The sequence below is a fragment of the Mesobacillus harenae genome (genome assembly GCF_013343715.1).
Classification (GTDB): domain Bacteria; phylum Bacillota; class Bacilli; order Bacillales; family Cytobacillaceae; genus Mesobacillus_A; species Mesobacillus_A harenae.
In genome coordinates this window covers 101420-116658 of sequence record NZ_JABUNR010000006.1, presented here as the reverse complement: position 1 = coordinate 116658, position 15239 = coordinate 101420, and the positions used below count along the sequence as shown (strand labels likewise).

Genomic DNA, 15239 nt, shown 5'->3' with positions numbered 1-15239 from the left:
ATTTCCATGTATTCTTATTTTAGATACAAAAATCAATACAAACAATATATAATTTAGATTAAAACAATCTCTTTTTGAGATGAGTTGGTAAAAGGAGTGATAAAATGGAGCTTCGTCAGCTACGTTATTTTATAGAGGTTGCCGAGCGGGAACATGTTACTGAGGCTGCTGAACATCTTCACGTAGCCCAGTCAGCCGTAAGCCTGCAGATCTCCAAATTGGAAGCAGAGCTCGGGGTTGTGCTGTTTGAAAGAGTCGGCAGAAATGTAAAGTTGACTGCAATCGGTGAAGTGTTTTTATATCATATAAAAAAAGCCATGAAAAATCTTGAATATGCAAAAGAGAAAATAGACGAGTATCTTGATCCTGAAAAAGGGACAATTAAAATCGGTTATCCAACCAGTCTGGCAAGCTATTTGCTTCCTACGGTTGTTTCAGCATTTAAAACAAAGCAGCCAAAGGTGGCATTTCATCTGCGCCAAGGTTCTTATACTAGCTTAATTGATTCTGTCAAAAACGGCGATATTGATTTAGCCTTCATTGGCCCAGTGCCTGCGAAGGATCCTGAGCTTAATACGCATATCCTATTTACCGAAAGCATTTCGGCCTTGCTGCCGAGCACCCACCCACTCGCCAGCCGGAAAAGTGTATCCCTTGGCGAATTGAGAGAAGATGACTTTGTCCTGTTCCCGCGTGGATATGTTTTAAGGGAGATGGCCATTGATGCCTGCAAGCAATCGGGCTTCTCTCCAAAGATAACCTCAGAGGGTGAAGATATGGATGCGATTAAAGGCTTGGTTTCAGCTGGAATTGGGGTCAGCCTGCTGCCGGAAAGCACATTCTATGATTCTTCGCCAAGATTTACAACAAGAGTTCAGCTCGAAAATCAAATGGTAAGAAGGACTGTTGGGATTATTACCCCAAAAAACCGCGATCTTGCACCATCAGAAAAAGTGTTTTATCTATTTGTAAAAGAGTTCTTTTCCGTGCTTGAGCGATATCAGTAAAGCAAACTTAAAAATAGAAAAACCGGGCAAAAATTGCCCGGTTAGCTACTTTTTTCACTAATTTCCGCTAAGTTTACTTACAAACCAGCTCTAACTTAGGTGAATCTTTCATATTCAAGTTGGTTTTTCAGCTTAGGATTCTTTTTGAGCAAATATATTCCCAAAAAAACAGATATATTCCAAAAAAATCGAATATATTCCAAAAAAATCGAATATATTCCAAAAAAATCGAATATATTCCAAAAAAAACACGTATATTCCAAGACGATAATTATTCTAAACTACAAAGGCAAAAACTGCTTGAGAAGGTCATTATCCTCCAGCAGTTTTTTTCTTGTTTAATTTACATAATCACTTTAAACTTAACTGTTTGATCGCTTGCTGTACGGTTGCCATTTTTTTCACAGAGGATAGATCCACTCCGAGATCTGTAACGGTCTGAGCAAGTTCTGGCCGCAAGCCTGTTAAAATAGATTTGACACCAAGCAAACTCATAACAGTGCTCATTTTCAGTAAATAATCAGCTACTAATGCATCAAAATTATAAACACCAGAAAAGTCGATAATTAAATGTTGAACATGCAGTTTCTGAATTTTTGAAGGAATGCTGTCCAAAAGCTGTTTGGCCCTGTCAGAATCAATTGATCCGACAAGCGGTAAAATGTAAACTCCGTCTAATGCGGGCACGATTGGTGCAGAAACGTCATTTATTTGTTTTAGCAGTTCCTTATGTTTTTTTTCAGCTTCTCTTCGTTCAGTAACATCTCTTAATACAGATTGAATTGCTGGTTTGTTGCCAAAGATAGTCGGTTTACAGTTAACTTCCGTATCGAATGGTGAACCATCCAGTCTAAGCATGGTTTGCTCAATAAGTTCAGCTTGTTTATTTTCTTCCATCACCTTTTTAATTCTTTGTCTTATTGCCTCTTTATGGTCCTCCTGTATTATATCGAGCACGTTCGCACCAATAATCTCTTCCTTGGTCCCTCCCAAAAAACGTGCACCAGATTCGTTAATATATAGTACTTTATGGTCAGCATGTATAATAATGATTTCAATTGATTCTTCAATAATTTGACTGTAGATCTTTTCTCTTTCGATGATTGCCTCAATAGACTCTTGCGGGGCTGTTTGTTCCATTGTCGATCACTCCCTCCCCATAAGTTTATACGAGCCATTGAAAATCCACAAGTGAAAAGGGCAAGTGCAAGACTGAAACTGATGGAAACAATCCTACTAATCCCCAGGCTGTACGTTTAACAGAATATCTTTTACACAATCGATCCACTAGAATAACTAGCTTCTTTTTTGGACTCCTCATAACAACCTGTTCTCCCCCCATTTAACTCTTTATGGTAAAATATAGTCTAATAGACATTTTCTGAGGTGATACCATGCTTAGTACAATTATAATGGCCATTGTGTTAGTGCTAGTCGTATTCGCTGTGATTGCAGCTTGGCTGAATACACAGTTAATCTTAAAAGACTTAGCAATGATTAAACAAGAGCTCGGGATAAAGGATATAAAGAATCCTTCTTTTCTTGACGATGACCTCGATAAAAACTGATTAAGCACTATTTCGAATTGGTTTGGGATGTTTGTTCCTTCAGATAAGCTTGTTAACCTCCTTTGCCCGATCTTTTTTTGGGAAAGTTGCTGATAGCCTATTATGTATGTTGGTAAGTAAATACAATCCTCTGAATAGACAGCCTGCAATAATTCCAAATGCAAGCAATCCTCCAAACAGCGGGCCAGCCATTAGCAAAACATAGCCTAATAGTGTGCTTAGAACGATTGATAAAAGCAAATACATATTTCCACCCCTTCCTCTTTAACTTAACATATTTTACCTATTTCTAAACATGAAAAAGGATTCCGGCAGCTTTACCGGAATCCTTTTTATTACTCTAATAATTCATCCAAACGGCTTTTCTTATTTTTAATAATTTCTTTGTCCAGCTTAGTAAAAGAGCCAGGATCAATTTTCTCAACTAAGTAATCACTAAATTTAACCGTCTTCTCTTTAATCGAGACTGAATGATCCTCTGCAATGTCATACAACGCATCAAAAATAGCTGTAATAACGGAAATATCATTTTTTCCATAATGGGCAATTTGATAAAATGAAGATCTTAGTAAGTCTTCAAACGGCCTCTGAGGTATAGATACTGCTGGACGATCAAGTTTGTCGTAATAAACAAGATAAGACCCATCAATTTCGGAAGCGGCTCTTAAACATAAACCGAGATGACGAATACATTGGATTGCCGTATTGGGATCGTTTATCCCCGGAGAAACAGCTCTTAACGCTACCTCTGTGATTTTTTGGAGGCCAAATTCCGTATCCTGCATGGTTGTCCGTTCTTTTCCGATTGTTAAATCCTGACCATCAAGCTTTGCTTCAGATTGGTCACCGTAAAAAACAGTCATGACAGGTTTGCTTTCTAATGTGAAATCACCAATTTTTTTAGATATTTCTATGTAACACTCTTGCTCATTGGCCTTTTGAAATAGTTTTTTCTCATTTATAAGCTGAATATATCCAAATTGCTCGCTTCTTATATTTGTGTTTTTTGATAGGTTGATTGGAGGTACCGGTGGAACATGCAAGAGAGAAATATGCTCGTTCTCTTTTATATGGTCGGCTCTCTTATTTATAGTTTCCAGTGAGTCTTTAGCTAGACGTTCAATTAGCATGCTCACTTGGACAGAAGATGCAACATGGTGAATAAAATAAGCGAAAATAGCCACGCAAATAAAAGCAATGAGCACTCCGACTGATGCAGCTCCTACGTGATTATCAACCGATCGTTCTCTCATAAACAGAAGGGAGAAAATTGAATAAACAAATCCCCCTATAAAAATACCTAGCACACGCATGGTTACATGGTCCTTAATAAAGTTCTGAAGCGTCCTAGGTGAGAATTGTGACGAGTAGGTTGTTAAAACTACCATAATAATTGAAAAGGTAATCGTAGTCATGGTCAGCAACGAACCAGCAATTGTCCCTAAAATCGTCTGGGCCAAGTCAACACTAACTAAAAAAATAGAGGGAAAAACAGATGATGCTTCTTCAAGATAATAAATATCAAGCCAAACCACAGCAACAGCCAGTAAAAAGGCTGTCAAAGATAAAAGAGCGGGCATAAGCCATATACTATTTTTTATACGAAGAAACACACGATTAAACACGATTTACCTCCATGAAATTCCTGACGTCTAGGTTAATTGCCCTATTCCTTCCTAATCTAAACTTAGCAAACTGAGCTTCTAACTTTAAAAGATACTCTGCAATTAGGGGGTTCATCAGAATTTGGTTAAGTCCTTAAGTGCCTGCTCATATCAAGTTATAGCCTATTTCTAACATAAGCAACCCCGAAAAATAAAAAGCTTACCAGAACCAGAGGTCCCGGCAAGCTGCAACCCCTAAAGGGCCCGTTCTGTGTTAACTTTTAATGACTAGTAACCACCGTATCCTCCGCCTGAAAAGCCACCGGCACCAACGATGATCAACAAGATAAATAGGACGACAATCAACGCAAAGCCTCCACCTGCGAATCCTCCATATCCACTCATCTATATACACCTCCATATTTAAGACTTCTCTTTATCTTATACAAGCTTCAGTCATTATGATTGGACTTTCACCGCGAATCAGCTGAATAGACTGCCGAAAAGCATCAGTGAGGCATAATCAATGAATAAAGTTTAGGTGAGTACGTGCGTAAGGCCGATTACTTTCTTTTGATAAAAGTTAACGTCCACTTAATCAGCCCTGTGCCTAATATGAAAAGCCCGTTTAAAAACGTAAGCAAACCGATAACAGCACCGCCGATGCCTGCCCCCTCTCCGGTTCCCCCTTCACTCCATTCATAAAAGTGCAGAAAAGCTGACCCGGATGAAAACCCAAAAATAGGCGCTAGAAAGATCATAATAATTCCGGAAGTCACAAGGTTTACCTTTTTATGTTTGTGAAGAATATAAATTATGATATTAAGAGAAGTAACGAGGATAAGAAACAAGAATAAAATAACGAGGTCCATTTGCCGTGTTCCTTTCATAATAAATTTTCCGGTCCATAAGTGCCTTTTCATTAATGGAAAACTTCTAAGCTGCAGCATTAATAATATGTATTAATATCCTTTAAATTTATGACATGCCCTCGATTCTTCATATTTCGCCATTTCCATAAAAAACCCTTCCCATAATAAACAGGCTGCCCTTATAGAGGACAGCCTTAATTTAAAACAAAGCAAACTGTGGAATGCTCCTTCCAGCCTGCTAATCTGCCGAATGATTTTCTTTCTCCCATACCTTCTTCTGCATAATTACTGCAACAATTCCAATGATACCTACAAACATTAAACTGACAAAAAAGCCAAAGCGAATGGTTTTTTCTGCGAGGGTTCCGCTAACTGCAGCGACAATTAGCGCCAGGCCTATAAAAGCCATTACTTTCCCCATCACCTTCGTTTCCAAAATCCGTAGTGACGATAAGATAATGAAAGCCCAATTGAACAAAATTAGGATACCAGCCGCTGTTGTAATATATTCATAAATCTTCCCTGGCAAAAGTAAGGCAGTGATGATCGAAACTAACAGTCCTGCTGTTGCCAATCCTAATGATGGGAGAGGCAGGTGATGGAACTTTTTCAGTTTTTTTGAAAACAAGGCGGGGGCGTTCCCGTCCTCTGCCAGAGTAGCCAAAAGAGCTGTTACTCCAAACAGGGCAGCCGTCATGGTCGAGAAACCAGCAACAATGATCGCACCATTAAATACATGAGGGAAAAATGCGAGATCATACTGGCCTAGCGCCGTAACAAAAGGACTTTCTTTTTCATGAAAGGCACCATGCTGAGCCATGAAAACGGCTAGCCCAAGTGAAATGACATAAATGACAACAAGGACAATTAGCATAATTACTCCCGCTTTGGGAGCGTCTTCTTTCTTTTTAAGCCTAGTCGCCATCAATCCGATAACTTCAATCCCACCATATGCATAATAGGCATAAATCAAGGAAGACCAAAAGCCCCTTAACCCCTCTGGAAACAGCTGATTAGCTGAATCTGGTATTCCGGCATGCTGAGCATCTCCACCTACCATTCCAAAAATTGCTGCTGCAGCAAGGATGATGAACATGACGATGGCTGATGTTTTGATGATGGCCAAAACATTTTCAACCTTATCAAAGCCTTTATTTCCCGTTAACACAACGAGAATTGAGAGGATTGCATACCCGGCTGCAAACAGCCACAGAGGAACATTTGGTAACCAAAACCTTGATAATATCGATAAAGCTGTTAGCTGGCTCCCCATAATGAGGATATTTGAACTCCAATAATTCCAGCCGGCACTAAAGCCTGCCCATTTTCCGTAGGCCTTTTCTGCATAGTAACAAAAGGAACCATCCTGAGGATCTTCGGCCGTCATTTTAGCCAGTAAGTTATAAACAATATAGGTGCCGAAAGCTGCCAGCATAAAGGAAAAAACAATCGATGGCCCAGTTATTTTAATGCCGATGGCTGATCCAAGAAAAAATCCTGTTCCGATGGTACAGCCCACACCAATTAACGACAATTGCCACCATTTTAAAGTCCCTTTACCGCTGCCTTTCCCTTTTTTTGAATTGCCGGAAACAGGAATAAAAAATTGCATGCAATACCCTCCTCTAGGGTAATAGCATTCGATTCCAGTCAGCTTTTTATTCGCCTTTTGACCAGTGTTATTATGTAAAATAAATGGTGGTTTTACCTGCGATTGGCCTCGAAAGTAATTACTTGATTTGAACCAGTCGGGTATTTTCCATATTTGTAGTCAGCTGAAATGAGGACATCTGAGTATCCAGTTTGCTCAAGAAGCATTTTTAATTCTTCAACACCATACCATCGAAGGGGGAACTCTTCTAATTCTGTTTGAATTAATTGTCCATTTCGCCATTTTTCATAGCGCCCATGAGATAGGGTGTACTGGTTGATATAATCAACCTTGACCGTTTTGTTTTCTAATGTGATAGTGTCACCATTCTCACATTCCCATGATCTAGTTGATACTATACCTGTCGTAAAATCAGTTGGTAAAAACGTATCAATTATTAATTTTCCTCGTTTACCAAGATGCTTATGGAAGTTCTTTAACGCTCTTATAGAGTCTTCTCGTCTATGCAGCATCAAAAAGGAACCAGCTGGAATGATAATAGCCTCATATTCTTTATCTAAGACAAATGACTCCATCTTTCCTTCGAATAAAATTGGGAGAAGCCCTCTTTTTTCACAGTTCCTACGGCATATTGTCAGCATTTCTGTTGAAGCATCGATCCCTTCCACTTTTAAGCCTTTTTCTAAGAGTGGAATAAGCATACGTCCAGTTCCCGTTCCTGGTTCTAGTATACTTCCAGTACAAGAAGAGAGCCTTTCCTGATAAAACTCCACATCTCCAAAAGAACGGCCAATGAACTTATCTAAATCATATACTTCAGAAGAAAGCTTACTATAGTACGCTAGCATGAATTGTCCTCCCTTCATTAACCTAAGCCATACCTTAAATTCGTTGTAAACAAACCAATATCCTTTCCACTCTCTAAAAAACAAAAAATGCATTACCTCAAACGGAAGTAATGTAGCAGGTAAAATGATTTCAGTCTCCTTTTCAATTAGGATGAGTTATTGTTTTTGGCTAAAGGAAGATGGTCCATGAAACCGTGCTTGATCATAAGATTGGCACTGTCTTCTCCATATTTTAAAACTTCGGCGATTAGGCGTGTATAATGTCCCCCTAAGTCTCTCCTTTGAACTGAGGAAAGCGAAGTTCCATATCTACCGGATGCTTCGGAAGCTAATAAAGTCATTTTGTATAACATTAACCTTTCTGAAAATGGAGTCACCTTAGTATTGGTGAGTTCGCTCTCCCATGTAGGCAGTCTTGGCAGTCCGTTTTCCGTAAGAATAGACTGGAAAATGTCTAAGTGCTTTTCAAGAATGTCAGCTCCACGATGAAAATGCTTCTGTATATCTTTTGATGGGGTAACTTTTGCCAAGCTTTTAAGAAAGGTTTTATGGAATTCTGTCGCTCTGAAATTGTATTCAAGTTGGGTAATTTCCGCAGAATTAACCGACCGGCGTTCACCAAACCAGCCATCTAAAAAGTGTTGGTCACTGACTTTTTCAGCAATATTAGGAGTTGAGATATAAATTGGAGGCTGATGGAGCCCTTTTTTGATAAGAAAGTCTGCTAACCGATTGAAAAGCTCGGCTGAGTTTTTCAAGCATTCCTGATAAAATTCACGGATATCCTTACGTGTTGAGGTGCTTAGCGACAGGGAATAAACAATATGAGCAGCCTGGCATAACTGGTATTTAATGATGGCTGTAAAATTATCTGTACAAATAGCTGGAGCATTCAAATCCACATCAGTTTTACCGAATTTTTGCGGGAGAGGTTGATTTGCTTTCACTAAAAAGCTTTCCGATTTATCCACTTCAATTGAGGCTATTTCTTCGGCATATTCTAAAATTGCGTGTAATTCTTTGTCCTGTGTTTTAGCGATAAAATATTGTGTGACCCAAAATGTCATCGTATTGGTTAAATAAGAGTTCCATAAGTTTGTGATTTCAGCAGCAGTTAATTTGTTTATCGGTTCCATCCATATTCCTCCAAGTACAATTAGGCTTCTAGTGAAACTGTCGAAAAATGACAAAATCATTCTTATTATCCTCGTTTGTTTAAGCGTTTATCCAATGAATTAAGTAATAAAATCACAATGTTTTTTAAAAAAACAAAAAAGCCGCCTTAATGGCAGCTGATCTTGTCGAATTGCACCTATAAGTTGATCAAGGAATGATCTTACAGTTCTTCCCCATTGCTCTCGATCACTTTTTTGTACCAGAAAAATGATTCTTTCCGGCGTCTTTCCAATGTACCATGGCCTTCATCATCCTTATCCACATAAATAAAACCATAGCGCTTTGACATTTCACTTGTAGACATGGACACTAGATCAATCGGCCCCCAAGAAGTGTATCCGAGTAACTCTACACCATCACCAATAGCTTCTTTCATTTGTTCAATATGCTGTCTTAAGTAATCGATTCGATAGTGATCGTTGATTGAACCATCATCTTCCACCGTGTCATAAGCACCTAACCCATTTTCTACAACAAAAATAGGCAATTGGTAACGATCATACATTTCGTTTAACACGACCCTTAACCCAATGGGATCAATTTGCCATCCCCAGTCCGATGCCTGTAAATAAGGGTTTTTCAGGGTGTTCATTAAGTTCCCTTCCGTCCGGGCTCCTTCTGGTGAAGCTGAAGACAGCATTGACATGTAATAACTAATTGTTATGTAATCGACTGGATGCTGTTTTAAAATCTCATCATCACCAGTTTCTCTGACAATCTCAATATCATTTTCAATAAAGAACCGCTTGATATAGTTAGGGTATTCACCGCGGACATGTACATCTGTAAAGAATAGATTATCTTGATTATCTTTTTGTGCTTTCAAGACATCCTCAGGGTTCGGTGTATAAGGATAGTGGCTCATTCTTGCTAACATACAGCCCATTTTTCCATCTGGAATAATCTCATGAAGTCTCTTGGTAGCAAGCGAACTTGCAACAAATTGATGATGCAAACCTTGATATTTTGCCTGCATTGCATTTTCCTCTTTATCTGACAGAATTCCCCCTCCAGTAAAAGGGCTAATCGTGATCATATTTATTTCATTAAAGGTAATCCAAAATTTCACTTTGTTTTTATAACGGGTAAAGACAGTTTCTGCATACCGAACAAAGTGGTTTATGACTTCACGGCCAACCCAGCCATTGTACTTTTTCGTTAAACCATACGGTGTTTCATAATGAGATAAAGTCACAATGGGTTCGATATTATGCCTTGCTAATTCATCCAAAACAGAATCGTAAAATTGCAAGCCTGCTTCGTTTGGTGTTTCATCATATCCGTTCGGAAAGATTCTTGACCAATGAATCGAAAAACGAAACGCTTTAAAGCCCATCTCTGCGAGTAAGGCGATATCTTCCTTGTAACGATGGTAAAAGTCAATTCCTTCCCGCTTCGGATGCCGAGCCTTCGATTCCCCGCTCAAGGTTTTCCTTATTTGCTCTGACGTAATCTCCATCGCATTATCTTTCGTCCGCTGTGCTTTTGGTATGTATTCGACAAAGTCAGCTGCAGACAGTCCTTTTCCGCCTGCATCAAACCCGCCTTCAATTTGGTTAGCGGCCGTTGCACCGCCCCAATAAAAATTCTCTGGAAATTCTACTTTAAACTTTGCCATGCTATCTCTCCTTGGTATTAAGCTTTAATCTTAAAATAAGATCAGTCTATTTTACCTTACTCTTGCTTCATTCACTCATCATTTGCTTAAATGGTAAAACGGCTGTTATTTAAGAAAAAGCATTTTGTTTAGTTATCGACTCAAAGCAAAGATGATTTCATCGATTTCTGCTGCTATCCATCAAGTTTCTAGTCTCGTTGGATCGCTAGCTGTTACATAAAAGGTTTTTCATCAGAAGAATGACCCGTTAGTCGATGTCGTTCGATATTTTGTCTGTAAGTACTGAATGAATCAGATTCACTCAATAACTTTGTCGTTTTCAAAGAGAGACTTAATGGTTTCCAAATGATCAGTCTCGCTGACTATTCGATAATCATTTATATAGTTGCTATCCATATCCATGGTAAGGCTGGCAGTAAGGGAATGATCGTCTTCAATTTTGTTAGTAGTAAGAATATTCTTTCAGTAATTGCCGGGCATCTCGATCCCTTTTTAGTTTAACTTCTGAGAAATCATCTAGAATCTGTTGGAGTGTTTCCTCATCTACAATCGTTACCCTGCTTGTCTTTTGGTTATTCTCAACCAGCCCGTTCTTCCTAATCGTTATACTTCTCACGGTACTTTCCTCATTGAGCTCCTCTGAAACAAGCTTTTGAAAGGTTGTATACTGCAACCTATCGAGTATAAAAGTGCTTCCTAAAATAATTACCATCATAGCAGCCAATAAAGTCATCTTCTTTTTAAAAATAAGGCTCATTAAAAATGTAACTAAAACCAATAAGATTCCAATTAGCAGGACATTGGACAGCTCCCAAAAAATATTGATAATCTTATTTATCCATTCCATCTATTCAAGTCCCCCCTCCTACTTAATTATTTCAAATTTGTGTCAGCTGAGCAACAGCGAACGGGGTAGTGAGTCTAAGGGGGTGAAACCTGCTTCCTGTGGGATATTAGGTAGATTTAATATAATTCAACTGTAACATGTCTGCCATATCAGCCGAATATATTGTAAAAGTACGTTTGCCTTCTTATAAATTTGTGAAAGGGAATAAAGAACTATATGATGAGTAATACAGTCCCTAAACAGACCTTTGCGGCCGAATATTTTAATTAGAATTAACTAATAATTAACATGATTTTTTTATTGATAGTGTTTTATATAGGCGAGGAGGAACAATTCGTGGAACAAGACTGGAGCGGAGCAGCAAACGAGCTCTCTAAAATCACCATTACTGCAAACCCCAATAATGAACCAGTTACGATACATGGCAGCTCAGAAGATTTATGGTGTATCGGTGTGGGAACAGATGCAGCTGTTTTTCAATCGATTCATGCACCTGGATATGCTTTTAAAATATACGCGGAAGGAAGACGCTCTAAAATTGAAACAGAAGCTTATGTGTATCAACAATTAGGTGATTCGGCCTACTTTCCAACATGTTATGCTTTCACGGACAAATATCTTGTTTTAAGCTTTGAAGAAGGGACAACCCTGTATGACTGTATCCTACAGGGCATTCACATCCCTGAGCAAATTGTGCAGGATGTCGAGGATGCGAGAGATTATGTCCGGCAAAAAAGCTTGAATCCCCGTGATATTCACCTAAAAAACATATTATGGCAAAATGGCAGAGCAAAAATCATTGACGTTTCCGAGTATGTTTTGCCGGGAAATGATTTTCGTTGGGAACATTTAAAAAAGGCATATTACGAATATTACCATTTGATTGATGGCAGGTCTGTTCCTTCTTGGTTATTAGAGACGGTGCGCAAATGGTATAACCATTGGACCGCCTCAACTTCTACTTTTGATGAATTTATGAAAAATATCCTAAAACTGACCCATTTCAAGAAGAATTAGCCAGCAGAACATATATGACTGATCCTAGCTTACATATCTGTAACTACGATATAAGCTGCCTTTACCGGGCCGTGCACTCCGACAACAAGATTCATTTCGATGTCAGCGGAATTGCTTGGTCCGGTAATAAAATTTATACAGGATGGAAGATGCTCTCCCTTTTCTAATTTTTCTCGTAAAAACCGGGCTGCCTGGGTCATCCTGGGAACAAGGCTGCTTTTAGGGATAATCGCAATAAAGTGGGTTGGTAAAAAGTTTACTGAGCGGCCTTTATTCATGCTGCTTTGCAAAACAACAGTCCCTGATTCAGCAAGCGTCATATCACTAAATACGATTCCGATGTTGGCCCGCTCTGCTTTTTGAACGTTATGGTCCCCCCTAGCAGGATCCCAGACATGAACATCTACATTCTGGTTTGGCCATTCCCTGTCCAGCAGTTCATTTATTCCGTATTCAGTGAACCGTTCATCCTTTACGGCAACAACTGAGCTCCCTCCATATGATTCAGCAATACTCGCTAATACATCTTTTAAGGAAGAAAATTTTGTTTCCAGCAAATCAGTATGAATGTTAACACACTGCTTTTTCAAAACTTCCAGCAATTCATCTGGTGAAGCATCTTTTAATATACTGTCTTGCGGATTATAGGTCCATTTCGGTCTTGTAATAGAATTAGGCGCTTTTTCCCTGCCAAGGCGATTTGAGATCCTTGCAAGAAATGAATCGCGGTTTGAAATCAACCCAGTCATGATTGATCATCCTCCTGTTTGCGGTTTTTAAACCAGTCCCTGAACCGCTCTTTATTTGGAGCAGGAAATTCACGAATGTCTGTCCATGCTTTTAATGGTCCCGGACCTTTTGAAATCCACCCATCATTCGTAAACGGGTTCATTGCTGTTGGTGCCAGCTTCGATCCCCATTTATACAGAGACGGGGAAGCCGCTCCTAGCCCAAATGCCCTCATCGCTAGTTTTTCAGAAATCGGTGCTTTTCCTTCTTGTTCTACAATGACCTGACGGTGCTTATGCAACAGCTCATGAAGCGGGATTTTCACGGGACAGGCTTCCGAGCAGGCTGCACAAAGCGTTGAAGCATATGGAAGTTCCTTAAAGTCCTCGTAACCGCCGAGCAATGGCGAAAGCACCGCTCCAATTGGGCCAGAGTAAATGGATCCATACGAATGGCCGCCAACATGGCGATAAACAGGACACACGTTCACACATGCAGCACAACGGATGCACTGAAGCACACTCTGGAATTCACTTCCGAGAATTTTACTTCGTCCATTATCAACTATGACTAGATGGAATTCCTCTGGTCCGTCCACATCCCCCTCATCACGGGGTCCTGTTAATACTGTAATATAGCTGGTTAGCTTTTGTCCTACAGCGCTTCTGGTTAACATGCTCACTAAAACGTCGAGCTCATCAAAGGTTGGCACAAGCCGCTCCATTCCCATTACAGTGATCTGGGTCTTCGGAAGTGCCGTAACTAGATCGGCATTACCTTCATTTGTGACAATGCAGATTGAACCTGTTTCAGCGACTGCAAAATTACAGCCGGTAATCCCAATGTCAGCTGTTAAATATTCGTTCCGAAGCATTTCACGTGCATGCCAGGCAAGCTCTTCTGGCTTGGAGGTTTTCTTGTAATTAAGTCGCTCTGTAAAAACATCCTTGATTTGTTCTTTGTTTTTATGAAGGGCAGGTGCAACAATATGGGAAGGAGGATCATGGTCATCCACCTGGAGAATGTACTCTCCCAGGTCGGTTTCTATCACTTCACAGCCTGCTGCTTCAAGGCTTTGGTTCATACTGATTTCCTCAGTGACCATTGATTTTGATTTGACCACCTTCTTAGCCTGCTTCTCAGTTGCCACCTTTGTTATATATGCATTGGCTTCTTCCGCTGTTTCTGCAAAAAAAACATGGCCGCCGCGCTTGGCAACATTTTCACTTAGCTGATTCAGGTAATAATCAAGATTCTCAAGAACATGCTGCCGAATCTCTTCCCCAAGTGACCGCCAATCTTCCCAGTTACCAAGCTCAGCCGCTGCGCTAAGGCGCCGATCCTGAAGCCGTTCCTGTGCTCCGCTGACAGCATTCCGCATAAACGTATTGCTAATGCCACCGTCGACGCGTCCATTAAAATCATCCGAGCCGATCTTCATAGGCATCGTTTATTCCCCCTTCTCATTGCTGTTTAGAACTTCAGCAATATGCAAAACTTGAACCGGCTTCCCTGTTCGCTCGATACGTCCGCCGATGTTCATCAGGCAGCCGGCATCGGAGCCTATTAAAAAGTCAGCATGGGTTTCATCTATATGTAATACCTTTTCATCGACCATCTGTTCAGAAATGGCTGCCATTTTTACAGAAAAAGTGCCACCAAACCCGCAACAATTTTCCTTCCCAGGCAGTTCCGTCAATTCTAGTCCTTTTACATAGCTTAACAATTTCATAGGAGCATCCTTCACGCCAAGCAGCCGCGTCATATGGCAAGAAGTATGATAGGTGGCGCGACCGGTAAAGCTTGCACCCACATTCTCTACTTTCAGAACATCAACTATAAATTCGGTGAGCTCAAAGGTTTTATTGGCGAGCTCTTCGGCTTTTCTCTGCCAAATCGGATCACCCTTAAACACATGCGGGTACTCGCGGAACATAGCAGCGCAAGAACCCGATGGTGACACAACATATTTAGCGTGATCAAAAGCTTTGATCATTCTTTTCATTGCTTCCTTGGATTCCTTCACATATCCGCTATTGTAAGCCGGCTGACCACAGCAAACCTGAGACTCAGGAAAATCAATCTCACATCCCAGCCGCTCTAGAAGCTCGACGGTGGCTTTTCCAACATTACCATGAAATAAATCAACAAGACAGGTTGCAAATAATGAAACCTTCATTAAGGAACCCTCCCCTTCAAACTGCTTCTCTATTAGTTCAATTATAAAGATTATTGTTGGTGATTTGTTAACTTTATCAGAAAAAACAAATTGTTTTCCTTTATCCTCAAATTAAAGGACAAAGATGGCTGATTCGGACAGCTCAGCCTGGGAAAGTAACGG

At 40.0% G+C, this 15239-nt stretch carries 16 protein-coding genes; 3 read left to right on the top strand and 13 right to left on the bottom strand.

Annotated elements, in window-relative coordinates:
- The first annotated feature begins 104 nt into the window (after positions 1 to 104).
- Positions 105 to 1007 carry a glutamate biosynthesis transcriptional regulator GltC gene (gltC, locus tag HRJ06_RS09180; RefSeq protein WP_174732253.1) on the top strand — a complete coding sequence of 301 codons (903 nt, stop codon included), beginning with the start codon at positions 105 to 107 and terminating at the stop codon, positions 1005 to 1007.
- Between the two features lie 351 nt (positions 1008 to 1358).
- Here gltC and HRJ06_RS09175 read toward each other — a convergent pair whose 3' ends face one another.
- Complete coding sequence (locus HRJ06_RS09175; protein ID WP_174732251.1) at positions 1359 to 2147, bottom strand: PAS domain S-box protein; 789 nt, start codon at positions 2145 to 2147, stop codon at positions 1359 to 1361.
- Positions 2148 to 2401: 254 nt separating this feature from the next.
- Here HRJ06_RS09175 and HRJ06_RS09170 point away from each other — a divergent pair, with 254 nt between their 5' ends.
- On the top strand, positions 2402 to 2575 hold the full coding sequence (locus tag HRJ06_RS09170; RefSeq protein WP_174732249.1) for a hypothetical protein: 174 nt from the start codon (positions 2402 to 2404) through the stop codon (positions 2573 to 2575).
- 39 nt (positions 2576 to 2614) lie between these two features.
- Here the strand turns inward: HRJ06_RS09170 and HRJ06_RS09165 are convergent, their stop codons facing one another.
- The 9 genes from HRJ06_RS09165 to HRJ06_RS09125 all read right to left on the bottom strand — a co-directional run bounded on the left by HRJ06_RS09165 (position 2615) and on the right by HRJ06_RS09125 (position 11152).
- On the bottom strand, positions 2615 to 2821 hold the full coding sequence (locus HRJ06_RS09165; RefSeq protein WP_174732247.1) for a hypothetical protein: 207 nt from the start codon (positions 2819 to 2821) through the stop codon (positions 2615 to 2617).
- Positions 2822 to 2910: 89 nt separating this feature from the next.
- Positions 2911 to 4200: a DUF2254 family protein gene (locus HRJ06_RS09160; protein ID WP_174732245.1), complete on the bottom strand. Its 1290-nt coding sequence runs from the start codon at positions 4198 to 4200 to the stop codon at positions 2911 to 2913.
- A gap of 267 nt (positions 4201 to 4467) precedes the next feature.
- On the bottom strand, positions 4468 to 4584 hold the full coding sequence (locus HRJ06_RS09155; protein ID WP_174732243.1) for a YjcZ family sporulation protein: 117 nt from the start codon (positions 4582 to 4584) through the stop codon (positions 4468 to 4470).
- Between the two features lie 158 nt (positions 4585 to 4742).
- Positions 4743 to 5069 (bottom strand): inner-membrane translocator, encoded by a 327-nt coding sequence (locus tag HRJ06_RS09150; protein ID WP_242035179.1) that lies wholly within the window; start codon positions 5067 to 5069, stop codon positions 4743 to 4745.
- 220 nt (positions 5070 to 5289) lie between these two features.
- Positions 5290 to 6663: an amino acid permease gene (locus tag HRJ06_RS09145; RefSeq protein ID WP_174732241.1), complete on the bottom strand. Its 1374-nt coding sequence runs from the start codon at positions 6661 to 6663 to the stop codon at positions 5290 to 5292.
- A gap of 92 nt (positions 6664 to 6755) precedes the next feature.
- On the bottom strand, positions 6756 to 7511 hold the full coding sequence (locus tag HRJ06_RS09140) for a class I SAM-dependent methyltransferase (protein ID WP_174732239.1): 756 nt from the start codon (positions 7509 to 7511) through the stop codon (positions 6756 to 6758).
- A gap of 146 nt (positions 7512 to 7657) precedes the next feature.
- Positions 7658 to 8647, bottom strand: a complete 990-nt coding sequence (locus HRJ06_RS09135) for a DUF3231 family protein (RefSeq protein ID WP_174732238.1) — start codon at positions 8645 to 8647, stop codon at positions 7658 to 7660.
- Positions 8648 to 8847: 200 nt separating this feature from the next.
- The gene (locus tag HRJ06_RS09130; RefSeq protein WP_174732235.1) at positions 8848 to 10305 is read right to left on the bottom strand and encodes a glycoside hydrolase family 1 protein; all 1458 of its coding nucleotides are present in this window, start codon (positions 10303 to 10305) and stop codon (positions 8848 to 8850) included.
- Positions 10306 to 10747: 442 nt separating this feature from the next.
- On the bottom strand, positions 10748 to 11152 hold the full coding sequence (locus HRJ06_RS09125; RefSeq protein WP_174732233.1) for a hypothetical protein: 405 nt from the start codon (positions 11150 to 11152) through the stop codon (positions 10748 to 10750).
- A 336-nt stretch (positions 11153 to 11488) separates the two neighbouring features.
- Here HRJ06_RS09125 and HRJ06_RS09120 point away from each other — a divergent pair, with 336 nt between their 5' ends.
- On the top strand, positions 11489 to 12169 hold the full coding sequence (locus HRJ06_RS09120) for a serine/threonine protein kinase (RefSeq protein WP_174732231.1): 681 nt from the start codon (positions 11489 to 11491) through the stop codon (positions 12167 to 12169).
- 29 nt (positions 12170 to 12198) lie between these two features.
- Here HRJ06_RS09120 and HRJ06_RS09115 read toward each other — a convergent pair whose 3' ends face one another.
- The 3 genes from HRJ06_RS09115 to HRJ06_RS09105 are packed head-to-tail and all read right to left on the bottom strand — an operon-like array spanning position 12199 to position 15077.
- A complete protein-coding gene (locus HRJ06_RS09115; protein WP_174732229.1) occupies positions 12199 to 12918 on the bottom strand; it encodes a LutC/YkgG family protein in 720 nt (239 codons plus the stop codon).
- Positions 12915 to 14345, bottom strand: coding sequence for a LutB/LldF family L-lactate oxidation iron-sulfur protein (locus HRJ06_RS09110; protein ID WP_174732227.1), 1431 nt, complete (start codon positions 14343 to 14345; stop codon positions 12915 to 12917). Before HRJ06_RS09110 ends, HRJ06_RS09115 begins: the two co-directional genes overlap by 4 nt.
- Positions 14346 to 14348: 3 nt before the next feature.
- Positions 14349 to 15077, bottom strand: coding sequence for a (Fe-S)-binding protein (locus HRJ06_RS09105; RefSeq protein ID WP_174732225.1), 729 nt, complete (start codon positions 15075 to 15077; stop codon positions 14349 to 14351).
- Positions 15078 to 15239: the final 162 nt, after the last annotated feature.